A 22,888-nucleotide genomic window follows, 5' to 3' on the forward strand; every position below is an offset into this window, starting at 1 on the left:
AAGATACCTCATCAACTTTTTATTTATTTGAACTCAATTTCACAGCAGTTTGTTTTGGCTATTAAATATACAATGATTTCAAGTTTTTATAAAAATATACAAAAAAGACTTGCTTTGTTCTAAATTTTCAGGTAAAATAAACTAAAATCAAAATCGTTGATAGAAAAAGTCAGATCGTTTCACAGAGAATGCGGGAAGCTGAGAACGCATGAGATCAAAGACGACACATTCTTGAGAGCGTATGCGAACTCTGGATGACAGTAGTGTACGACGGGTGGTTCCGTTAGAGACTGAGAGTTACAAGTGATACTTTGTGACTTCATGAGGAAGAGGGGGCGACCCCTGTTCGAATTAAGGTGGAACCACGTGCCAACGTCCTTGCAAAAGTTATTTTTGCGAGGACGTTTTTTGTTACACTTTTTTTAGAGTGTGTAGCGAGAAGTACACTTGGTTAGAGTCGAACAGAAAGGAAAAACTATGGAAATCAAAGGATTACGAAAGATTGAACCCTATGTAGCGGGTAGTCAGCCTGCTGAGAAAAATATCATTAAGTTGAATACTAATGAAAATGCTTATGGACCAAGTCCAGCAGTTCATCAAGCTTTAGCATCCTTTGATGCCCATCAGTTACGAAAGTATTCGACTTTGGATCAAGTAGCTTTACGTCAGGCTTTGTCTGAACAGTTGGGTGTGCCTGCCGATCAAGTGATTATCGGAAATGGCTCAGACGATATCCTGTCAATGGCTTTCCTAGCTTTCTTTAATAGCGAGGAAGAAGTTTTGTTTCCAGATTTGACCTATGGTTTTTACAAGGTTTGGGCAGATTTGTACCATATTCCTTTTAGAGAAGTGCCCTTGAGTTCTTCATTTGAGGTTAATACTCAAGATTATCTGGTTGAAAATGGTGGGATTGTCATTACCAATCCTAATGCGCCAACAGGTATTTATAAACCGCTTGATCAAATTGAGGAGATTGTAAAAGCCAACCAGTCGGTAGTTGTGATTATTGACGAAGCCTATATTAACTTCGGTGGGGAGACGGCCTTACCGCTCCTAGAAAAGTATGACAATGTGTTTATCACTAGGACCTTTTCTAAGGATGCCTCCCTTGCTGGTTTGCGTGTAGGTTACGGCATAGGAAGTCCTAAACTAATGGCTGTGATCAATGCTGTCAAGAATTCAGTCAACCCCTATAATGTGGATAGCATTGCGGAAGTCTTGGCGACTGCAGCGGTTAAGTCCTGGGACTACTATGAGGACACTTGCGCAAAGATTATGGCAACACGTGACTGGTTTAGCCAAGAATTGCAGGCGATTGGTTTTGATATCCTACCTTCAAAAACTAATTTTGTTTTGGTCAAACCTCACGGAGTGACTGCAGGTCAATTGTTTGACTACCTCCAAGGTAAGAAAATTTATGTCCGTTATTTTCCAAAAGTGGAGCGTATTTCAGACAGACTACGCATTTCTATTGGGACGCAGGATGAGATGGAGCGCGTATTAATGACAATACAGGAGTTACAAGCATGAAAAAAACGACATTAGCCTTAGGAATGCACGATAAACTTTTCAAACGTGCCCGTACCATGTATCAGATTGAACACCGTATCTGTGACTTGTTGATAACAAAGGGCTTTCTTCGGATTGAGACACCAACCTTAGAGCATTTCGAAGTCTTTAGTGATCTTGTGGACAATGGAAACTATAATTTCTTTGACAAAAATGGAGATCTTGTTAGTTTACGTCCTGATATTACCAGCCAAATTGGGCGCGTGATTGCTTCGACTCAAGTTCATACACCGATTAAATTTTCTTACTCTGGAAAAGTCTTTAACTACAATGAGGAGATGCGTGGCTTGTCCAATGAGCATACGCAGGCTGGTGTGGAAATCATTGGTTTTCCAGTTCATCAGGCATTGGAAGAAGCAATAGCTTCTGCTAAAGAGGCTCTAGATGCTGCAGGGGTCAAGAATTACAAGTTTGAATTTTCACATGCCCGCCTCCTACAACTCATTTTTGAAGAATTAAACCTTCCAGCTGTAAAAGAAGCAGAGTTGGCGGCCTATATCCGTGATAAATCGATTACCGGTCTTAAGGAGTTCACCAAAGAAAATCCAAGTCAATATGACAAGGTCTTGGAGCAGTTACCCTTCTTGTTTGGTGAGACAAATGCTGTCCTGACTAAGGCTAGACAGTTAACAGACAGTGAAGCCTTTTTGACGGCCTTGGATAGTTTGGAAGTTTTAACTAATCGTTTATCAGATAGTCTCCCAGAGACGACGCTTGATTTGGCTCAATTGCCAGCAGTGCCTTACTACACGGGCATGATGTTTAAGGTCTTCGGTGACAAGGTACCAGATGCCTTTGTATCAGGTGGCCGTTACGATAAACTATTTGAACGTTTTGGGGCTACCGAGTTAACAGCGGTTGGCTGGGCCATTGATATCGACTCAGTTTATCAAGCAGTACATGACGATGTGGAATTTGGAGGTGACTTGGATGACCAGCAATCAAATCACAATTGCCTTGACCAAGGGACGTATTGAGAAAGATACGGTTAAATTACTGGAAAAAGCTGGCTTTGATATGTCTTTCATGGCCGATAAAGGACGTAATTTGATTTTCGAGAGTCCTGACAACCGGTTCCGTTTTCTCTTGGTCAAAGCTCCAGATGTGACTACCTACGTTAGACACGGTGTCGCAGATATTGGGATTGTCGGTAAGGATGTTTTGGTCGAACATCCGACAGGTTATTTAGAAATGTTAGACCTTAATTTTGGCCTTTGTAAATTCTCCGTAGCATCAACAGAAGATTATAACCCTGATGACCATAAGCGTAAACGTATTGCAACCAAGTATCCAACCATTGCGACGGATTATTTTAATCAAAAGGGTGAGGATGTCGAGATCATTTCGATTCAAGGGAGCGTTGAGATTGCCCCCGTCATTGGTCTAGCAGATGCCATTGTCGATATTGTGGAAACAGGGAATACCCTTGTTGCAAATGGCCTAAAAGTTTATGAAGATATTTGCCGTATTTCAGCACGAATGATTGTGAACAAGGCTTCTTTGAAAAATAACAAGGAAGTCCTGCCATTCATTCGTAAGATTGAATCACTTGTAGGGAACGAGGAGGTACCGTTCGAATGAAACGATTAACCGGAACAAATAAAGAAATTTCTGAGCTTCTTTATCAGGAGCAATTGGAACTTTCAAAAGAAAATAGAGACGTTGAAAGCACGGTTCAAGCCATTATTGAGGATGTCAAAAAACGAGGAGACGAGGCCCTTCGTGACTATTCAGCTAAATTTGATAAGGTTGACTTGACTGATTTTGAAGTAGGACAGGACTTGATTGATCAAGCCTTTAAAGAAATTGATCCAGAGGTTTACCAAGCCCTAGTTAATGCCAAAGAAAACATTGAATCTTACCACAAGCATCAGTTGGAGGCTGGTTTTGAGGACCAACCAAGTGAGGGTGTTATTCGTGGTCAATTGATTCGTCCCATCAATCGTGTGGGTGTTTATGTGCCTGGAGGAACTGCGGCTTATCCGTCATCAGTTCTTATGAATGTTATTCCTGCTAAAATTGCTGGGGTTAAAGAGATTATTATGATTACACCGCCTCAAGAGCACTTTGTTCCTGCGATTCTGGTAGCCGCCAAATTGGCTGGTGTGGATAGCATTTACCAAGTTGGTGGGGCTCAAGGGGTTGCGGCCTTGGCCTTTGGTACAGAAACGATTCCAAAGGTGGACAAGATTACAGGTCCTGGAAATATTTTTGTGGCGACTGCCAAGAAACAGGTTTACGGTATTGTCGGTATTGATATGATTGCAGGACCATCAGAAATTGGTGTTATCGCTGATAGTAGTGCCAATCCAACATATGTGGCAGCTGACCTCTTGTCTCAAGCAGAGCACGACACACGTGCACGCGCCATTTTGGTCACAGATTCTGAAGCCTTGGCTGATGCGGTTGAAAGTGAGATTGAACGTCAACTCAAGCTTTTGCCACGTGAGGCAATTGCTCGTCCATCTGTCGAAAATAACGGACGTATTATTATTGCCAATGATACAGATGCCATGTTCGAACTCATGAACCTGGTTGCGCCAGAACATTTGGAAATTGCTATGGACAATGCTTATGATTACTTGGAAAAAGTGGAAAATGCTGGTTCCGTCTTTCTTGGTCACTTTACTAGCGAACCAATTGGCGACTACTATGCAGGTGCCAATCACGTTCTTCCGACGACAGCGACTAGTCGCTTTTCATCAGCTTTAGGCGTGCACGATTTTGTCAAACGTATCCAATATACGCAATACGATAAGGCAGCAGTCAATAAGGCTCAGCACGATATCACAACCTTGGCTTATGCGGAAGGCTTGCAGGCCCACGCCAAGGCAATTGAAGTCAGAAACGACAATAATTGAGAGAGTAGAGGAAGAAGTTATGAGACAAGCAGAAATTGAACGTAATACCTTTGAAACCAAAATTAAGTTAAGCCTCAATTTGGATGCTCAAGAACCAGTAGATATTCAAACAGGTGTCGGATTTTTTGACCACATGTTGACCTTGTTTGCCCGTCACGGCCGTATGTCTTTGGTGGTGAAGGCCGATGGCGACCTTTGGGTTGATAGTCACCACACCGTTGAAGATGTCGGTATTGTCCTTGGTCAAGCTCTTAAAGAGGCCTTGGGCGATAAAGCAGGTATCAACCGTTATGGAACGGCTTTTGTACCTATGGATGAAACCCTCGGAATGGCAAGTTTAGACTTGTCTGGACGTAGTTTCTTGGTCTTTGATGCTAGTTTTGATAATCCAAAATTGGGTAATTTTGACACAGAATTGGTTGAAGAATTCTTTCAAGCCTTGGCTTTCAATGTTCAGATGAATCTCCATCTCAAGATTCTCCACGGAAAAAACAATCACCACAAGTCAGAAAGTCTCTTCAAGGCAACAGGACGTGCCTTGCGTGAGGCTATCACAGTTAATCCTGACATTCACGGCGTAAACTCAACAAAGGGGATGCTATGATTATCGTCATTGATTACGATGCGGGGAATACCGCCAATGTTCTGCGTGCCCTTGAAAAGATCGGTGTGACTGCAGAATTGTCTGCCGATAAAGAAAAAATCCTAGCTGCAGATGGTTTGATTTTACCTGGTGTGGGTGCTTATCCAACAGCCATGACAGAGCTTGAGCGAAGAGGCTTGGTAGCTGTTATCAAAGAGGCCGTAGCAAAGGGAGTTCCACTTTTAGGAATTTGCTTAGGCATGCAGATTTTAACGGAAAAAGGACTGGAACATGAGGAAACAAATGGTCTTGGTTTTATTCCAGGTGTTTGCCGTGCTATTCCTGCTAGCAAGGAGCAACCTGTCCCACATATGGGGTGGAATGATTTGGCTGTTAAGCAAGCCAGCCCTTTGACAGATGGTTTAGACGGCCAAGCTGTCTACTTCGTTCACAGTTATTTCACGGATGTCCCTAGCCAATATATTGATGTTACCGCAGATTATAGTATCGAGGTGCCAGCCATGATTCATAAAGACAATGTTTATGGTGCCCAATTTCATCCCGAAAAATCAGGTGATATTGGTTTAGGTATTATTGAACAATTTGTAGGTTTATGCAAAGCCTAAAAGCTCTTGAGAGCAAATTTTTTTCACTTAGAAAGGATGGTAGGGGAGATGCAAATTCTACCAGCAATTGATATTAAGGATGGACAGGCTGTTCGTCTCTTCAAAGGAGATTTCAACCAACAAACCATTGTTAATCCAGACGTTATTGAGCAAGCAAAGACCTTTAAGGATGCGGGCATTCAATTTATTCACGTCGTCGATTTGGATGGTGCCCTTGATGGTCGTGCCACTAACCGTGACTTGATTGCAGAGGTCAAGAAGGTTTCTGGACTTGGCATCGAAGTTGGTGGCGGTATCCGTACCTTGGAGCAGATTCGTGATTATTTGGCAGTTGGCATCGACCGTATCATTATCGGTTCAATGGCCGTTAAGAATCCTGATTTCGTTCGAGCAGCTTTAGGGGAATTTGGTGCTGATAAAATTGTCGTAGGTATTGATGCCAAGGCAGGGTTTGTCGCTACTGAAGGCTGGTTGGAAACCAGCAATGTGGACTATATTACCTTGGCCAAGGAAATGGAAAAGATGGGCGTAACCCTCTTTGTCTATACTGATGTTAATCGAGATGGCACACTGACAGGACCCAATCTTGATCACTACAAACGTTTGGTATCTGAACTCACAACCGCCAAAGTCATCGCTTCCGGTGGGATTGCAGAAGTAGCCGACTTAGATCACCTACAAGAGATTGGTGTGGCAGGAACCATTGTCGGTAAAGCTTACTATAACGGCAATATCACATTAGACCAACTCAAGTCTTTCGGAGGTTAAGATGCTTAAAAAACGTATTATTCCTTGTTTGGATGTCAAGGATGGTCGTGTCGTTAAGGGAGTCAATTTTGTGAATTTGACAGACGTTGGAGACCCTGTTGATTCTGCGCGTGCCTATTATGAGGCTGGTTGTGACGAACTTGTTTTCTTGGACATCACAGCGACTTCAGACAATCGTGAAACAACGGTTGACATGGTGCGCCGTGTTGCCGACCAGGTCTTTATTCCTTTCACGGTTGGTGGTGGTATCCGTTCAGTTGAAGACATGAACAAGATGCTCAAAGCCGGTGCTGACAAGGTTGCGGTCAATTCCTCAGCCCTTGCCAACCCTCAACTAATCGCTGATTGTGCTCAAAAATTTGGCAATCAGTGTGTGGTCGCTGCGATTGATGCTAAAAAGATGTCTGATGGGAGCTGGCATGTTTTTGTGGCAGGTGGCCGTAAGGATACAGGTAGGGACCTCATCCAATGGGCTCAAGAAGTCGTCGCCTTGGGGGCTGGAGAAATTCTCTTAACCAGCATGGACAAGGACGGCACTAAGTCTGGTTTTGATTTGGAAATGCTAAATCGTGTGGCGGAAGTCGTTGATGTTCCGATCATCGCTTCTGGTGGCGCGGGAAATATTGAGGACATTGTAGAGGTCTTTGAAAAGACAACAGCAACGGGTGCACTGGCAGCCTCTATCTTCCACTTTGGTGAGGTAAATATAGGCGAAACCAAACAAGTCTTGGCAAATGCAGGAATTGAGGTGAGACGATGACAGAGGTTAAACTTGATTTTGATAAACAAGGGGGACTTGTACCAGTCATTGTGACCGATTACAAGACGGGGCAGGTGCTCATGTTGGCCTATATGAATGAGGTGTCCTATCAGTTGACCCTAGAGACCAAACAAATGCATTACTGGAGCCGTTCTAGAAATGAGCTTTGGCATAAGGGAGCCACATCTGGTCATTTCCAACATGTTAAAAGCATCAAGACTGATTGTGATCAGGACACCCTGCTTATCGCCGTGAAACAAGAAGGAGCAGCCTGTCATACAGGAACCTACAGCTGTTTCTTTACGGATATATATGATGACAGACAAGACAGATAGGAGGAGCTATGTTAGAAACACTTTATAAGGAAGCCTTAGATCGTAAAAAGAATCCCAAAGAAGGGTCTTATACCAATTACCTTTTTGACAAGGGGCTAGACAAGATTCTTAAAAAGGTTGGCGAAGAAGCGACAGAAGTTGTGATTGGGGCCAAAAATGCTGATAAAGAAGAAATTGCCAACGAGACAGCAGACGTCCTCTATCACCTAGCAGTCATGCTCGTTGAAACAGGAGTTAGCCCTGAAGACGTGGAAGCTGTTCTTAAAGCACGTCAAGGCAAACAAAGCAATGTCCATGACCGAAAAGAAGTAACAGATTATTAAGGATTATCTCAACCGATTTGAACTAAGATGAAAAGCCTGAAGTGATGATTAATTTCAGGCTTTTTTGCTATGAGGAATTTTAATTATTTTGTTCCTCTAACTACCATGAGAAAGCGCTTTAAAATGCTATGATAGGAGTGAAGGAAGCTCGTTTTATTTGAAGGATTTGGTGTGCTTATTTATACAAATCATTGAGGAAAGGAAGGATGTACTATGAAGAAAAATACTCCTAATATTTTAAAGCTTTCTTGCTTAGCTATTCTCCTCCTCTGTTCTATTCTTTTAGTTGGTTGTAAAGTTGTACTGCCAAATTCTTACTTCAAGGCTAGGGAAAAAACGCAAAAGATCTTGGCTCATAATGGTTTTAAGGGAAAGGTCCAAGTTAAGCTTATCAAAAAGGTGTTTCTAGATTCAGATGGTATTTATGTCGATTATACCTATTCAGAGGACACCTACGATAATCAAACCATATCATTAGATTCACAAATTACTTTTAACCTGGACTGGACAGTTAATGGTGAAGAATATGTGACCCCAAGTCATTACTGGGAAAGCTACTTACAACAAAAATCTGTAAAAAAAGAAGAGCAGAAACTCTTTAAGGAACTTAAAAAGCAATCGTTAGGCCTTGATATCGAAGAATTCTCCTTCAGCGATAATACTACGATTGATCAAGAGGCTGGTAATCGTAAAAAGCATTTAGCTGAGGAAAACCGTAAAAACGGGAAGGATGATTTTTATGGGTATTATCAAATTCCCTACCAAACAATGATTGAAGAACACCTTGTTACTATGAGAATAGAAGTAGGCGATACAGAAAATACTAGTAAGAAAGATTTAGAAGAGGCCGCAACTAAACTGGATGCTAGCAAGATTCCTAACGGAGAGTACGAATTTTATTTTTTCACAACTGATAAAGAAAATTCCGCTTACTATGACAATTCCGGATATATTGGCTATACCTTTAACATACAAGATGGTAAGGTTGTCCAAGATGAAGATGATTAGATGATACTTTGATTCCTGCGATAATCTCGCACTCCATACTGGTGGCATAGAGGTATAGGCTATAGCTTAGTGAAAATATTAACCTCAAAACATGCAAAGACATCTCCGAAATAAGTCGGAGATGTCTTTTTGTCTTACAAATTCTTTTTCTTTTTAGCTTTTTTGGTTAGGGAAAGGTCACAATTTTCAATACTAGAGATAAGGTGATTGGCCAATTGGAAGTCATCCACTTGGGGATTCAAGTCCACTTCATAGACCAGTTGTATGCTTTCGCCTCCACCTGTGGTGTTAAGGGAAATCAGGTCGCATTCACTTGTGAAATTGAGCAAGGTTTTAGTGATTTTTTGGTCAATCATGTCCTGATGTGAGACATTAATGGTCAGGAGCCTACGACGTTGGTTGTCGGTACGACTTTGACGATTTTCCAAAAGAAGCCAAACAGCTAGAAGGAAAATGGTAAAGAGGACAGCCAGTAAGAGATAGCCTGTCCCAGATGCCAGACCAATAATCATGGCCATGAAGACAGCGATTAGTTCTCTAGAACCGCTGGTGGCAGAACGAAAACGAATGAGACTAAAGGTCCCCGCCACGGCGATAGAGGTTCCCAAACTCCCATTGACAAGGAAGATAACTAGGGTCATCAAACATGGAAGTAGGGTCAAACTAATGACAAATTCTCTGGTGTAGAGGGTTCGGTATTTGTAAGTCCAGGTTAGGGCCAAACCCAAAACAAGGCTGACCAGTAAGGCCAGCATGAGTTGAAGGGGACTAGCGGTTGCGGTCGCATCATTAAAGATAGAATTGAAGAGATTAGACATAGGCAGCAGCTCCTTTTTCTTGTGCTGGACGTGGTCCGTAGTCTAGACCTTGAGACTTATGATAGGCACAGCTGTATTTTGAGAATTTTTGCTCTTCCAAACCATGTTTGTCTAAGATAGCTTGAAGCCAGTCAGGCTGTTTGCCAGGTGCCTTGATTTCCATGATAATCGTATCTTCATCAAGAAGGGGAAAACCATGATTTCCCTTAAAGAGACTGACGTCTTCATCACGGTAAGTCAAATTTTGGTCAAGGGTAACACGTACTTTATTGTAAGCATAGCCTTCGATAGTCTCTTTTTCTTTCATCGAAAAACGGTCGTAGTAGATATACATACGAGGTTTGAGCCCCTCATCATAGCGTTGACGTAAGTGGTGGATATCCTGTAATAGCTGGCGGTCAGTGATTTGACCATGATTCTTACCGTCTGTCAGCAAGTTAGTGATGGCAAGCGGTGTTGAAACGAGACGAAACTTATGACCGATTCCTTCATCATCTTTGGCTTTAACCTCTAAAAAGACCTTACTATCAATTTGGGGATTGGCTAGGTAGGTACGCATGCGGATTTTCTCTTGACGGTGATTACCATCTAAGGCATCTTGGATGACGTCAAAATTATCCGTATCAAAGTAAATATTTGAAATGGTAGATGTCGGATAATCATCCTCTACCAAATACTCCTTAAGATCAGTGAGCAGGTCTTCAAGATTTTCCTTTGAGACCACATATTTTGTTTCAATACGTTTAAAACGTGTTTCCAATTGTTTAACCATGAAAAAACTCCTTTTATAGATAATATACAAAGCCGTAAAGCAACTCCCAGGAAAATAGGGAATTTGTTGCAGGACCATCTGTTTTCAAACAGTCGACTTATTGTTTTAATTCTTTTTTATAGTAGAAAAGTTGAGCGAAAATGTACTATTTCTATATAGCACTAACTTGCTCGTCTATTAGTCTATGGGACTTTTCTGAAAGTTTTCCTAAGCCAAACTTTCACCAAACTTAACTTAAGATAAGTTTTAGTTAACCTTTAGAAATGTTTTAGCTAAGTCCCGTAAACTGTAATCATCCAAACGAACACGAGAGGAAAAAATATGAAATCAAAAAAACTAAAAAAATGGACGACTTTATTGACCTGTGCGACTGCCCTAACAGTCATGACAGCTTGTAGTCAATCAAGCAGTCAGTCAACTGGGACGACGACTACAAGTTCCAAAACAAGTGCTGTAACATCAACGACCAGTAAGAAAACAAATAAGAGCAACAGCAACTACTTTACTTCTAAAGATTCTGATACCTCTTATAACGAAAGCTCAGCTACTAAGATTAAGTTATCAGGCTCATCTGCGGATGTTTCAGGTGATGGTGCAGCCCTATCAGGTTCAACTGTAACCATCTCCAAAGCTGGGACCTACGTCATTTCAGGAAAATCCGATGGTGTGCAAATCAAGGTAGACGCTGGAGATTCAGACGATGTCCATATTGTTCTAGATGGTGCTACCATGACAAATACAAATGCAGCAATCAATGCCACAAAAGCTGGTCATGTCTATCTGACACTTAAAGATGGCACTACAAATACACTTTCTGATTCAAGTTCTAATAGTGATGAAGATGCGGATGCTGTGATTTTTTCTAAAGGAGATTTGACCATTAACGGTTCAGGTACTCTAAACATTGATGCCAAGAAAAATAACGGTATTAAAGCCAATGACAGCCTTCATATGACTGGCGGTACCTATAAGATTTCCTCAGTCGGTGATGCCTTCAATGTCAATGATGAACTCAACATCACAGGAACAACTATGACCATTGAAGCGGAAGAAGATGGTGTTAAGGTCGATAATGATGACGACACCTCAGTAGGTACCATGTATCTGTCTGACAATACCATGACCATTAAGGCTGGTGACGACGGTATTCATGCGTCCGGGGACCTGATTATTGATAGTGGTACTTACAAGGTTGAAAAATCAACCGAAGGTATCGAAGGTAAATCTGTGACCATTAATGGTGGAAACATCGACGTCTATGCAACGGATGATGGTGTCAATGCGGCCAATGCTAATGCCAGTCAAAGTGAGATTTTCTTCAAGATGACCGGTGGAACACTAAATGTTGAGGTTGGTGAGGGTGATACAGACCCAATCGATTCTAACGGCGATATTTTTGTATCGGGTGGAACGATTAATCTGACTGGCCAGTCTGGCTTTGACTTCGATGGTTCAGCGACCTATACTGGTGGTGACATTACTATCAATGGTGAGAAACAAACTAAGATTGAAAACTCAATGCCTGGCGGCGGTGGTCCCCAAGGTGGTGGGCAACCAGGTGGCTTTGGAGGAGGTCACTAAAGAGTCATAGGATGAGACAGAAAGGAAGTGCCTATGTATATTATTATTCCAGCTTATGAACCAGACAAACGCCTGATTCAGGTGGTTCAAGATATTACCATAAAACTCCCTAAAGCCCGTATTATTGTTGTTAATGATGGGAGTGGCCCAGGCTATAACGACTATTACGACGAAACGGCTTTTATTGGAGCGACTGTCCTTACCCATCCTATCAATAAAGGAAAAGGAGCTGCTCTCAAAACTGCCTTTGCTCACATTCAAGAAGAAGTAGTCAGTCAGCACCTTTCGGCTCAACCTATTGTCACAGTTGACAGTGACGGTCAACATCTGATTAAAGATATTGTCCGTGTGGCCAAGGCAATCGAGGAAAATCCCAGTCATCTTGTTTTGGGTGCGCGTGCCTTTGTTGGTAAGGTACCAGCACGTAGTCGCATCGGCAACAAGGTGACTGCAGGGCTCTTCCATCTGATAACTGGTCAGAAGGTAACAGATACTCAGACAGGACTTCGAGGTATGTCAACCGACCTGATTCCATGGCTTCTTAACCTGGACGGCAATCGATTCGAGTACGAGTTTAATATGCTACTTGAAGCCAAAAAGTCAGGCTACCAAATCTCTGAAGTTCCTATCGAAACCGTTTATCTGGAGGAAAATAAAAGTTCGCACTTTCGGCCCGTTCGTGATTCCATCCGTATTTACAGCCCTTTTTTAAAGTTCTCTGGCACGGCCGTTTTGGCCTCAGTCATTGATGCAACAGCCTTATTCGTGCTCTTTGCCTTGACGAAAAATCTGCTCCTTTCGGTCGTGTTAGCTCGTGTGATTTCGGCTTCCAGCCAGTGTCTACTGAACGCTAATGTGGTCTTTAATCCGACAAGCTCCCTCTTTAGGTCGAGTGTTCGCTACTTTATGTTGGTCCTAGTCCTCCTGGCCTGTAATTATTTTTTACTTAGTAGTCTAGTTGCTATTGGTTTAGGCCTGGTTCTGGCAAAATTGGTTACAGAAACCTTGCTCTTTTTAGTCAGCTATAGGGTCCAACATAACGTCGTTTTTGCTTAATAGCTGACTTGAAAATCGCTAACTGATTGAATAGAGATAGTTTATTTACCTCTCAATTACCTCTAAAAATTTTCCTAAAAATATAGAAAAAACTACCGTTTTCGACATTCGGTAGTTTTTAATGATTGTCAAAATGTTTTTCAATTTACATTATGATTAAAAATTGAAATGACTTGATAAAGACTCGAAATGGCTGAAAAAAATATGCTATAATGAAATTGTTTGAATTATGTAGATTTCATTCAAACTAGGAAAATGAAAAGAGGACCTAAAATGGGAAAAAAGGTACATTATAAGCTTCACAAAGTTAAGAAGCAGTGGGTGACGATTGCCGTCACTTCGGCAGCACTTGCCTCTATCGTAGGTGGTGCTACAGTAGCTAATCAAAAGGTTTCAGCCGATGAAACAACGAAACCAGTTGCCTCTACGACAGCTGAAAGCGATGTTGTCGTTGAAACGCATGAAGTAGCCGCTCCAGCAGCAACTGCTACGACAGATGCGACAGCAGTAACAACTGACAAGGCTGCTGATACTACAACAGTCGAAACTCCTGCGGCAGCAACCACTGCAGCAGATACAACTACTAATACTGCAGTACCAGCAACAACTGATCGTGCAGCAGTAGTAAATGATGCAACAACAGAAGCACCAGCTTCAACTGCGACTGCGACAGATACAACGCTTACAGTAGCTGAAAAACCAAAATCTGGTGTTACTGAAAAAGAAGAAACAGCAGCACTCTCTTTGGACAACATCAAACAAGTTGATGGTAAATACTATTATGTCAAAGAAGATGGTTCATACAAAACAAACTTTGCTGTTTCAGTTAATGGCCAGTTGCTTTACTTTGGTAAAGATGGTGCTTTGACAAGCACATCAACACACTCGTTCACACCAGGTACAACTAATCTAGTTGATGCTTTCTCTTCACATAACCGTGCTTACGATTCTAAGAAAGAAAGCTTTGAGTTGGTAGATGGTTATTTGACACCTAATAGCTGGTACCGTCCAGTCACTATTTTGGAAAATGGTGAAAAATGGCGTGTATCAACTGAGAAAGACTTCCGTCCACTTTTGATGGCATGGTGGCCTGATGTAGATACACAAGTTGCCTACCTCAATACTTTCTCTAAACACTTTAACCTTAACGCAACTTATTCAACCAGCCAAAGTCAATCTGAATTGAATGCAGCTGCTAAGACAATTCAAATTAAGATTGAACAAGAAATTTCAGCTAAAAAATCAACTGAATGGCTTCGTCAAGCAATTGAGTCTTTTGTAAAAGAACAAGACCAGTGGAATACTACAACTGAAAACTATACCCTTGCTGACCACCTTCAAGGGGGAGCTCTTCTTTATGTCAATAATGACAAGACCCCTTGGGCAAATTCTGATTACCGTTTGCTTAACCGTACACCAAGTAACCAAGATGGTTCTCTAAATGGTACAGGAAGATACTTGGGTGGTTATGAATTCCTACTTGCCAATGACGTTGATAACTCAAATCCAGTTGTGCAAGCTGAGCAGTTGAACCAAATTCACTATCTTGTGAACTGGGGATCAATTGTTATGGGTGATAAGGATGCTAACTTTGATGGTATCCGTGTTGATGCAGTTGATAATGTTGATGCAGACCTTCTCCAAGTTTATACAAACTACTTCCGAGCAGCCTTTGGTGTGGATAAATCTGAAGCTAATGCACTCGCTCACATTTCTATCCTTGAAGCTTGGGATTTAAATGATAATGCTTATAATCAAAAACATGATGGTGCAGCCCTTGCCATGGACAATAACCTTCGTTATGCAATTATGGGTGCACTTTATGGATCGGGCTCTTCATTGAAAGATTTGATTACTAGCAGTTTGACAGACCGTACAAATAATAGTAAGTATGGAGATACACAAGCTAACTATATCTTTGCGCGTGCTCATGATAACCTTGTTCAAGATATCATTCGTGATATTGTTCAAAAAGAGATCAATCCAAAATCAGATGGTTATACCATGACTGATGCTGAATTGAAACGTGCCTTTGAAATCTATAATGAAGATATGAAGAAGGCAGAAAAACGTTATACTATTAACAATATTCCAGCTGCCTATGCTTTGATTCTTCAAAATATGGAGCAGGTAACTCGTGTTTATTATGGAGATCTTTATACGGATAACGGCCAATATATGGCTACCAAGTCTCCTTACTACGATGCTATCACAACGCTCTTGAAGAACCGTATGAAATATGTTTCAGGTGGACAATCGATGAAAGTCGACACGTTCAATGGAAAAGAAATCTTGTCATCTGTTCGTTACGGTAAAGATATTATGACTGCTGACCAAACTACGGGTGTAGCAGAAACAAGTAAACATTCTGGTATGTTGACCCTTATTGCCAATAATCAGGATTTCTCACTGGGTGATGGTACTTTGAAAGTTAACATGGGTAAACTTCATGCTAACCAAGCCTACCGTCCATTACTTCTTGGTACTGATAAGGGAATTGTCACTTACGAAAATGATGCAGCAGCAGCTGGAAAAATTAAATACACTGATGCTGAAGGGAACTTGACTTTCAGTGGAGATGAAATCAAGGGGTATCGAACTGTTGATATGAGAGGTTATCTTGGTGTTTGGGTACCAGTAGGTGCGCCTGATAACCAAGATATCCGTGTTAAAGGTTCAGATAAGAAACTTGACAAGACATTTTCTGCTACTGAAGCATTGGACTCACAAGTTATCTATGAAGGTTTCTCAAACTTCCAAGATTTTGTTGAAAAAGATAGCCAATATACTAATAAATTGATTGCAGAAAATGCAGAACTCTTCAAGTCATGGGGAATCACATCATTCGAGATGGCTCCTCAATTTGTATCGGCTGATGACCGTACCTTCCTTGATTCTGTTATCCAAAATGGTTATGCCTTTACTGACCGATATGACCTTGCCATGAGCAAGAATAACAAATACGGTTCTAAAGAAGATCTTCGTGATGCCCTTAAAGCCCTTCACAAGCAAGGTATTCAAGCAATTGCTGACTGGGTACCAGATCAACTTTACCAATTGCCAGGACAAGAAGTTGTAACAGCAACACGTGCTAATAGTTATGGTACTCCAAAGGCCAATGCTTATATCAATAACACTTTATATGTTGCAAATTCTAAATCATCAGGTAAGGACTTCCAAGCTCAATATGGTGGTGAGTTCCTTGATGAGCTCCAAAAGAAATATCCACAGTTGTTTGAAGATGTGATGATATCAACTGGTAAGAAGATTGATCCATCTGTTAAAATCAAGCAATGGTCTGCTAAGTACATGAATGGTACTAATATCCTTGGTCGTGGTAGTCGTTATGTTCTCAGTAACGATGCTACTGGTCGCTACTATCAAGTTTCTGATAATGGCATCTTCTTGCCAAAACCTTTGACAGATCAAGGTGGTAAGACAGGTTTCTACTATGATGGTAAGGGTATGGCCTACTTTGATAATAGTGGTTTCCAAGCTAAGAATGCCTTCATTAAATATGCTGGAAATTACTATTACTTCGATAAAGAAGGTTATATGTTAACTGGTCGTCAAGATATCGATGGTAAGACTTATTTCTTCTTGCCAAACGGTATCCAGCTTCGTGATTCTATTTATCAACAGGATGGTAAATATTATTACTTTGGTAGCTTTGGTGAGCAGTACAAAGATGGTTACTTTGTATTAGATGTACCGAAAGAAGGTACTTCAGAAACAGAAGCTAAATTCCGTTATTTCTCACCAACTGGAGAAATGGCTGTTGGCTTGACTCATGCTGGTGGAGGATTGCAATACTTTGATGAAAATGGCTTCCAAGCTAAAGGTACTAAGTATGTTACTCCAGACGGAAAACTCTACTTCTTCGATAAAAATTCAGGTAATGCCTACACAAATCGTTGGGCTGAAATTGATGGTATCTGGTATGAATTCAATGATCAAGGCTATGCACAAGCTAAGAAGGGTGAATTCTACACAACAGATGGCTCAACATGGTTCTACCGTGATGCAGCTGGTAAAAATGTGACAGGTGCCCTTACTTTGGATGGTCACGAATACTACTTCCGTGCAAATGGTGCCCAAGTTAAAGGTGAATTTGTTACTGAAAATGGCAAGATTAGCTACTACACTGTAGATAATGGTTACAAGGTTAAAGACAAGTTCTTCGAAGTAAACGGCAAGTGGTACCATGCTGATAAGGATGGTAACCTCGCCACAGGTCGTCAAACAATTGACCACCTTAACTATTACTTCAATGCTGATGGAAGCCAAGTCAAATCTGATTTCTTCACTCTTGATGGTGGTAAGACATGGTACTATGCCAAAGATAATGGTGAAATCGTGACAGGTGCCTATAGCATTGGCGGTAAAAACTATTACTTCAAAGAAGATGGTAGCCAAGTTAAAGGTGACTTTGTTAAGAATGCTGATGGTTCACTTTCTTACTATGATAAAGATTCAGGGGAGCGTCTCAATAACCGTTTCTTGACAACTGGTAACAATGTTTGGTACTACTTCAAAGATGGTAAGGCTGTAACAGGACGCCAAAATATCGATGGTAAAGAGTATTACTTTGATCATTTGGGACGTCAAGTTAAAGGTAGCCCAATCAGCACACCAAAAGGAGTGGAATACTACGAATCAGTTCTTGGAGAACGTGTGACAAACACATGGATCACTTTCCAAGACGGTAAGACTGTCTTCTTCGATGAAAATGGTTATGCTGATTTTGATAAATAATCAATCAATCTAATCTTAATCTGAGAGATTAAGTGAAAAACGATATGATTTGACATGAATTTATAGGTGAAATTTCTTGAAAACGAGAATCGTTTAAAGAAATTTTGCCTTTTTTTGCTCCTTAAAGAAAAAAATCTGACAAATATCAATTTTGAGTCAGAATCGTTGTAAAAGCCATTGTATCAAGGGTTTTAGTGGTTTTTATAGAAAATAGTTTTACTTATCAAATGATATGAAAATGAGAATTGAAAGCCTATGAAATAGGTGTGTTACAAAACTTTTCTAATGTTGCTGTTATGTTACATATAATTTATAAAAAAACAATTAATTCGAGAAATAGTTAGAAAATAATGATATAATGTAATTGTTTGAAATCGGATAGATTTCAGTCTGATTTTGACAAATAAAATCACGGGGAAAATTATAATGGAAAATAAGGTACACTATAAGCTTCATAAAGTTAAGAAGCAATGGGTCACAATTGCAGTTGCCTCTGCAGCACTTGCTACTGTCGTAGGAGGATTGTCTGCAACAACATCTTCAGTTTCAGCGGATGAAACTCAAGATAAGATAGTAACTCAACCAAATTTAGATACAACAGCCGATTTAGTTACTTCTACAGAAGCAACCAAAGAAGTCGATAAACGTACAAATACAAAAGAAGCAGATGTTTTAACGCCTGCTAAAGAAACAAATGCCGTCGAAACAGCAACTACAACGAACACACAAGCAACAGCTGAAGCAGCTACAACAGCAACAACTTCTGATGTAGCAGTGGCAGCTGTTCCAAATAAAGAAGCAGTTGTGACAACAGATGCACCAGCTGTTACAACTGAAAAAGCAGAAGAACAACCAGCAACAGTGAAGGCTGAAGTTGTAAACACAGAAGTTAAAGCGCCAGAAGCTGCTTTGAAAGATTCAGAGGTTGAGGCAGCTCTCTCTTTGAATAACATCAAAAACATTGATGGTAAATATTACTATGTTAATGAAGATGGTTCACACAAAGAAAACTTTGCCATTACTGTAAATGGTCAATTGCTTTACTTCGGTAAAGATGGTGCCCTTACAAGCTCATCAACATACTCTTTCACACCAGGAACAACAAATATTGTTGATGGTTTCTCAATAAATAACCGTGCCTACGATTCATCTGAAGCTAGCTTTGAATTGATTGATGGTTATTTGACTGCAGATAGCTGGTACCGTCCAGCTTCTATCATCAAAGATGGTGTAACTTGGCAAGCATCAACTGCAGAAGATTTCCGTCCACTTTTGATGGCTTGGTGGCCAAATGTAGATACACAAGTTAACTACTTGAACTACATGTCTAAAGTCTTCAATTTGGATGCTAAATATTCAAGTACAGATAAGCAAGAAACTTTGAAAGTTGCTGCTAAGGACATTCAAATCAAGATTGAGCAAAAGATTCAGGCTGAAAAATCAACACAATGGTTGCGTGAAACTATCTCTGCCTTTGTTAAGACACAACCACAATGGAACAAAGAAACTGAAAACTACTCTAAAGGTGGCGGCGAAGATCACCTTCAAGGTGGTGCCCTTCTTTATGTAAATGATTCACGTACACCATGGGCTAACTCTAACTATCGTCTTTTGAACCATACGGCTACTAATCAAAAGGGTACAATTGATAAGTCAGTTCTTGATGAGCAGTCAGATCCAAACCACATGGGCGGTTTCGACTTCTTGCTAGCTAATGACGTAGATTTGTCAAACCCAGTTGTTCAAGCGGAACAATTGAACCAAATCCACTACCTTATGAACTGGGGTTCAATCGTTATGGGTGACAAGGATGCTAACTTCGATGGTATCCGTGTCGACGCGGTAGATAATGTCGATGCAGACATGCTTCAACTCTACACAAACTACTTCCGTGAGTACTATGGTGTTAACAAATCTGAAGCAAACGCTCTTGCTCACATCTCAGTCCTTGAAGCATGGAGTCTTAATGACAACCACTACAATGACAAGACAGATGGCGCTGCGCTTGCTATGGAAAACAAACAACGTTTGGCTCTCCTCTTCTCATTGGCTAAACCAATCAAAGAACGTACACCGGCTGTAAGTCCTTTGTATAACAATACTTTCAACACGACACAACGTGATGAAAAGACTGATTGGATTAACAAAGATGGAAGCAAGGCCTATAACGAAGACGGAACAGTTAAACAGTCTACAATCGGTAAATACAACGAGAAATACGGAGATGCGTCAGGAAACTACGTCTTTATCCGTGCCCATGATAACAACGTTCAAGATATTATTGCTGAAATCATCAAGAAAGAAATCAATCCAAAATCAGATGGTTTCACAATCACTGATGCTGAAATGAAGAAAGCCTTTGAGATTTATAACAAAGACATGCTCAGCAGCGACAAAAAATATACCTTGAACAACATCCCAGCAGCATACGCTGTTATGTTGCAAAACATGGAAACAATCACTCGTGTCTACTATGGAGACCTTTATACAGATAATGGTAATTACATGGAAACTAAGTCTCCATATTACGATACCATTGTTAACTTGATGAAGAGCCGTATCAAGTATGTATCTGGTGGACAAGCACAACGTTCATACTGGTTGCCAACTGATGGTAAGATGGACAATTCAGATGTTGAACTCTACCGTACAAATGAAGTCTACGCTTCAGTACGTTATGGTAAAGACATCATGACTGCTGATGATACGGAAGGTTCTAAATACAGCCGTACATCTGGTCAGGTAACACTTGTAGCTAACAATCCAAAATTGACTTTGGATCAATCAGCTAAACTTAATGTTGAAATGGGTAAAATCCATGCCAACCAAAAATACCGTGCTTTGATTGTTGGTACAGCTGATGGTATCAAGAACTTTACATCTGATGCAGATGCAATCGCAGCAGGTTATGTGAAAGAAACAGACAGCAACGGTGTCTTGACTTTCGGTGCTAATGACATTAAGGGTTATGAAACATTTGATATGTCTGGTTTCGTAGCAGTTTGGGTTCCAGTTGGAGCTTCAGATGATCAAGATATCCGAGTAGCGCCTTCAACAGAAGCTAAAAAAGAAGGAGAGTTGACTCTTAAAGCGACTGAAGCTTATGATTCACAATTGATCTACGAAGGATTCTCTAACTTCCAAACTATCCCAGATGGTTCAGATCCTTCAGTTTATACTAACCGTAAGATTGCTGAAAATGTTGATTTGTTCAAGTCATGGGGCGTAACATCATTTGAAATGGCACCTCAATTTGTATCTGCTGATGATGGTACTTTCCTTGACTCAGTTATCCAAAATGGTTATGCCTTTGCGGACCGTTATGACCTTGCTATGAGTAAGAACAATAAATACGGTTCTAAAGAAGACCTTCGTGATGCTCTTAAGGCACTTCACAAAGCTGGTATCCAAGCAATCGCTGACTGGGTTCCAGACCAAATTTACCAATTGCCAGGTAAGGAAGTCGTAACAGCGACTCGTACTGATGGTGCTGGACGTAAGATTGCGGATGCCATCATTGATCACTCGCTTTATGTAGCTAATACTAAGTCATCAGGTAAAGATTACCAAGCTAAATACGGTGGTGAATTCTTGGCTGAGCTTAAAGCTAAATACCCTGAAATGTTCAAGGTAAACATGATCTCAACTGGTAAACCAATTGATGATTCTGTTAAATTGAAACAATGGAAGGCTGAATACTTCAACGGAACAAACGTTCTTGAACGTGGTGTTGGCTATGTACTTAGCGATGAAGCAACTGGTAAATACTTCACAGTCACTAAAGATGGTGACTTCATTCCTCTTCAATTGACAGGCAATGAAAAGGTTGTTACTGGATTCTCAAATGACGGTAAAGGAATTACTTACTTCGGTACAAGTGGTACTCAAGCTAAGTCTGCCTTTGTAACCTTCAATGGTAATACTTATTACTTTGATGCGCGTGGTCACATGGTTACCAATGGTGAATATTCACCAAATGGTAAAGACGTTTATCGTTTCTTGCCAAATGGTATCATGTTGAGCAATGCCTTCTACGTTGATGCTAATGGTAATACATACCTTTATAACTCTAAAGGTCAAATGTACAAGGGTGGTTACACTAAATTTGACGTTACTGAAACTAAAGACGGTAAAGAGTCTAAGGTTGTGAAATTCCGTTACTTCACTAATGAAGGTGTCATGGCCAAAGGTGTTACGGTTATTGATGGCTTCACACAATACTTTGGAGAAGACGGTTTCCAAGCTAAAGATAAATTAGTAACCTTTAAAGGTAAAACTTATTACTTTGACGCACACACTGGTAATGCTATCAAGAACACTTGGAGAAACATTGAAGGTAAATGGTATCACTTTGATGAAAATGGTGTTGCCGCTACAGGTGCTCAAGTTATCAATGGTCAAAAACTTTACTTTAATGAAGATGGAAGTCAAGTTAAAGGTGGCGTTGTTAAGAATGCAGATGGTACTTATAGTAAGTACAAAGAAGGTTCTGGAGAATTAGTTACTAACGAATTCTTCACAACTGATGGAAATGTATGGTACTATGCAGGCGCTGACGGTAAGACTGTTACAGGTGCTCAAGTTATCAATGGACAACACCTCTACTTTAAAGAAGATGGAAGTCAAGTTAAAGGTGGCGTTGTTAAGAATGCAGATGGTACCTATAGCAAGTACGATGCTGCAACAGGTGAACGTTTGACTAATGAATTCTTCACAACAGGTGATAACAATTGGTATTATGTTGGTTCTAATGGTAAGACAGTAACTGGTGAAGTTAAAATCGGTGCTGATACCTATTACTTCGCTAAAGATGGTAAACAAGTAAAAGGACAAACGGTAACTGCTGGCAATGGTCGTATTAGCTATTACTATGGTGATAGTGGTAAGAAAGCCATCAGCACATGGATAGAAATCCAACCAGGAATCTACGTTTACTTTGATAAGACTGGTATTGCTTACCCACCTAGAGTGTTAAACTAATAGAATAAAATAAAAAGGAGAACTTCGGTTCTCTTTTTTCATGTCTATTTTATATCAGGAAAACCTTTTGGACTTTTTGTCAACTGTAGTGGG

The 22,888-nt window shown here is 40.6% G+C and carries 17 protein-coding genes; 15 read left to right on the forward strand and 2 right to left on the reverse strand.

Annotated features, from left to right (window positions below):
* Positions 1–477: 477 nt before the first annotated feature.
* The 11 genes from hisC (at position 478) to A6J31_RS03295 (ending at position 8,833) form a co-directional block, all read left to right on the forward strand.
* Complete coding sequence (hisC, locus tag A6J31_RS03245; protein WP_080610432.1) at positions 478–1,530, forward strand: histidinol-phosphate transaminase; 1,053 nt, start codon at positions 478–480, stop codon at positions 1,528–1,530.
* On the forward strand, positions 1,527–2,546 hold the full coding sequence (locus A6J31_RS03250) for an ATP phosphoribosyltransferase regulatory subunit (RefSeq protein WP_080610433.1): 1,020 nt from the start codon (positions 1,527–1,529) through the stop codon (positions 2,544–2,546). The genes hisC and A6J31_RS03250 overlap by 4 nt, the downstream gene beginning before the upstream one ends.
* Positions 2,500–3,150 carry an ATP phosphoribosyltransferase gene (hisG, locus tag A6J31_RS03255; protein WP_021144333.1) on the forward strand — a complete coding sequence of 217 codons (651 nt, stop codon included), beginning with the start codon at positions 2,500–2,502 and terminating at the stop codon, positions 3,148–3,150. The genes A6J31_RS03250 and hisG overlap by 47 nt, the downstream gene beginning before the upstream one ends.
* Positions 3,147–4,430 (forward strand): histidinol dehydrogenase, encoded by a 1,284-nt coding sequence (gene hisD, locus A6J31_RS03260; protein WP_080610434.1) that lies wholly within the window; start codon positions 3,147–3,149, stop codon positions 4,428–4,430. Before hisG ends, hisD begins: the two co-directional genes overlap by 4 nt.
* A gap of 19 nt (positions 4,431–4,449) precedes the next feature.
* Positions 4,450–5,034 (forward strand): imidazoleglycerol-phosphate dehydratase HisB, encoded by a 585-nt coding sequence (gene hisB / locus A6J31_RS03265; RefSeq protein WP_002884025.1) that lies wholly within the window; start codon positions 4,450–4,452, stop codon positions 5,032–5,034.
* A complete protein-coding gene (hisH, locus tag A6J31_RS03270) occupies positions 5,031–5,639 on the forward strand; it encodes an imidazole glycerol phosphate synthase subunit HisH (protein ID WP_080610435.1) in 609 nt (202 codons plus the stop codon). The genes hisB and hisH overlap by 4 nt, the downstream gene beginning before the upstream one ends.
* A gap of 48 nt (positions 5,640–5,687) precedes the next feature.
* Entirely contained in the window at positions 5,688–6,407 is a 720-nt protein-coding gene (gene hisA, locus A6J31_RS03275) for a 1-(5-phosphoribosyl)-5-[(5-phosphoribosylamino)methylideneamino]imidazole-4-carboxamide isomerase (RefSeq protein WP_080610436.1), read from the forward strand.
* 1 nt (position 6,408) lies between these two features.
* Positions 6,409–7,167, forward strand: coding sequence for an imidazole glycerol phosphate synthase subunit HisF (gene hisF, locus A6J31_RS03280; RefSeq protein WP_073689296.1), 759 nt, complete (start codon positions 6,409–6,411; stop codon positions 7,165–7,167).
* A complete protein-coding gene (gene hisI / locus A6J31_RS03285) occupies positions 7,164–7,502 on the forward strand; it encodes a phosphoribosyl-AMP cyclohydrolase (RefSeq protein WP_073689295.1) in 339 nt (112 codons plus the stop codon). Before hisF ends, hisI begins: the two co-directional genes overlap by 4 nt.
* A gap of 8 nt (positions 7,503–7,510) precedes the next feature.
* Entirely contained in the window at positions 7,511–7,825 is a 315-nt protein-coding gene (gene hisE / locus A6J31_RS03290) for a phosphoribosyl-ATP diphosphatase (protein ID WP_002884043.1), read from the forward strand.
* A 213-nt stretch (positions 7,826–8,038) separates the two neighbouring features.
* A complete protein-coding gene (locus A6J31_RS03295; RefSeq protein WP_080610437.1) occupies positions 8,039–8,833 on the forward strand; it encodes a hypothetical protein in 795 nt (264 codons plus the stop codon).
* 134 nt (positions 8,834–8,967) lie between these two features.
* Here A6J31_RS03295 and A6J31_RS03300 read toward each other — a convergent pair whose 3' ends face one another.
* Positions 8,968–9,651: a DUF4956 domain-containing protein gene (locus tag A6J31_RS03300; RefSeq protein ID WP_048790767.1), complete on the reverse strand. Its 684-nt coding sequence runs from the start codon at positions 9,649–9,651 to the stop codon at positions 8,968–8,970.
* Positions 9,644–10,423: a polyphosphate polymerase domain-containing protein gene (locus A6J31_RS03305; protein ID WP_080610438.1), complete on the reverse strand. Its 780-nt coding sequence runs from the start codon at positions 10,421–10,423 to the stop codon at positions 9,644–9,646. The genes A6J31_RS03300 and A6J31_RS03305 overlap by 8 nt, the downstream gene beginning before the upstream one ends.
* A 321-nt stretch (positions 10,424–10,744) precedes the next feature.
* Between A6J31_RS03305 and A6J31_RS03310 the strand changes: the two genes are divergently transcribed.
* The 4 genes from A6J31_RS03310 (at position 10,745) to A6J31_RS03325 (ending at position 22,795) form a co-directional block, all read left to right on the forward strand.
* On the forward strand, positions 10,745–12,004 hold the full coding sequence (locus A6J31_RS03310; protein ID WP_073685408.1) for a carbohydrate-binding domain-containing protein: 1,260 nt from the start codon (positions 10,745–10,747) through the stop codon (positions 12,002–12,004).
* A 33-nt stretch (positions 12,005–12,037) separates the two neighbouring features.
* Positions 12,038–13,060: a glycosyltransferase gene (locus tag A6J31_RS03315; protein ID WP_080610439.1), complete on the forward strand. Its 1,023-nt coding sequence runs from the start codon at positions 12,038–12,040 to the stop codon at positions 13,058–13,060.
* 273 nt (positions 13,061–13,333) lie between these two features.
* A complete protein-coding gene (locus A6J31_RS03320; RefSeq protein WP_080610440.1) occupies positions 13,334–17,815 on the forward strand; it encodes a glycoside hydrolase family 70 protein in 4,482 nt (1,493 codons plus the stop codon).
* Between the two features lie 426 nt (positions 17,816–18,241).
* A complete protein-coding gene (locus tag A6J31_RS03325; RefSeq protein ID WP_080610441.1) occupies positions 18,242–22,795 on the forward strand; it encodes a glycoside hydrolase family 70 protein in 4,554 nt (1,517 codons plus the stop codon).
* Positions 22,796–22,888: the final 93 nt, after the last annotated feature.

Source organism: Streptococcus sp. FDAARGOS_192 (genome assembly GCF_002073815.2).
In the GTDB taxonomy this organism is placed as follows: domain Bacteria; phylum Bacillota; class Bacilli; order Lactobacillales; family Streptococcaceae; genus Streptococcus; species Streptococcus salivarius_H.

Excerpts from the sequence above, each read along its gene's own strand:
- hisC (WP_080610432.1), top strand. The coding sequence starts at position 478 with ATGGAAATCAAAGGATTACGAAAGATTGAACCCTATGTAGCGGGTAGT.
- A6J31_RS03250 (WP_080610433.1), top strand. The coding sequence starts at position 1,527 with ATGAAAAAAACGACATTAGCCTTAGGAATGCACGATAAACTTTTCAAA.
- hisG (WP_021144333.1), top strand. The coding sequence starts at position 2,500 with ATGACCAGCAATCAAATCACAATTGCCTTGACCAAGGGACGTATTGAG.
- hisD (WP_080610434.1), top strand. The coding sequence starts at position 3,147 with ATGAAACGATTAACCGGAACAAATAAAGAAATTTCTGAGCTTCTTTAT.
- hisB (WP_002884025.1), top strand. The coding sequence starts at position 4,450 with ATGAGACAAGCAGAAATTGAACGTAATACCTTTGAAACCAAAATTAAG.
- hisH (WP_080610435.1), top strand. The coding sequence starts at position 5,031 with ATGATTATCGTCATTGATTACGATGCGGGGAATACCGCCAATGTTCTG.
- hisA (WP_080610436.1), top strand. The coding sequence starts at position 5,688 with ATGCAAATTCTACCAGCAATTGATATTAAGGATGGACAGGCTGTTCGT.
- hisF (WP_073689296.1), top strand. The coding sequence starts at position 6,409 with ATGCTTAAAAAACGTATTATTCCTTGTTTGGATGTCAAGGATGGTCGT.
- hisI (WP_073689295.1), top strand. The coding sequence starts at position 7,164 with ATGACAGAGGTTAAACTTGATTTTGATAAACAAGGGGGACTTGTACCA.
- hisE (WP_002884043.1), top strand. The coding sequence starts at position 7,511 with ATGTTAGAAACACTTTATAAGGAAGCCTTAGATCGTAAAAAGAATCCC.
- A6J31_RS03295 (WP_080610437.1), top strand. The coding sequence starts at position 8,039 with ATGAAGAAAAATACTCCTAATATTTTAAAGCTTTCTTGCTTAGCTATT.
- A6J31_RS03300 (WP_048790767.1), bottom strand. The coding sequence starts at position 9,651 with ATGTCTAATCTCTTCAATTCTATCTTTAATGATGCGACCGCAACCGCT.
- A6J31_RS03305 (WP_080610438.1), bottom strand. The coding sequence starts at position 10,423 with ATGGTTAAACAATTGGAAACACGTTTTAAACGTATTGAAACAAAATAT.
- A6J31_RS03310 (WP_073685408.1), top strand. The coding sequence starts at position 10,745 with ATGAAATCAAAAAAACTAAAAAAATGGACGACTTTATTGACCTGTGCG.
- A6J31_RS03315 (WP_080610439.1), top strand. The coding sequence starts at position 12,038 with ATGTATATTATTATTCCAGCTTATGAACCAGACAAACGCCTGATTCAG.
- A6J31_RS03320 (WP_080610440.1), top strand. The coding sequence starts at position 13,334 with ATGGGAAAAAAGGTACATTATAAGCTTCACAAAGTTAAGAAGCAGTGG.
- A6J31_RS03325 (WP_080610441.1), top strand. The coding sequence starts at position 18,242 with ATGGAAAATAAGGTACACTATAAGCTTCATAAAGTTAAGAAGCAATGG.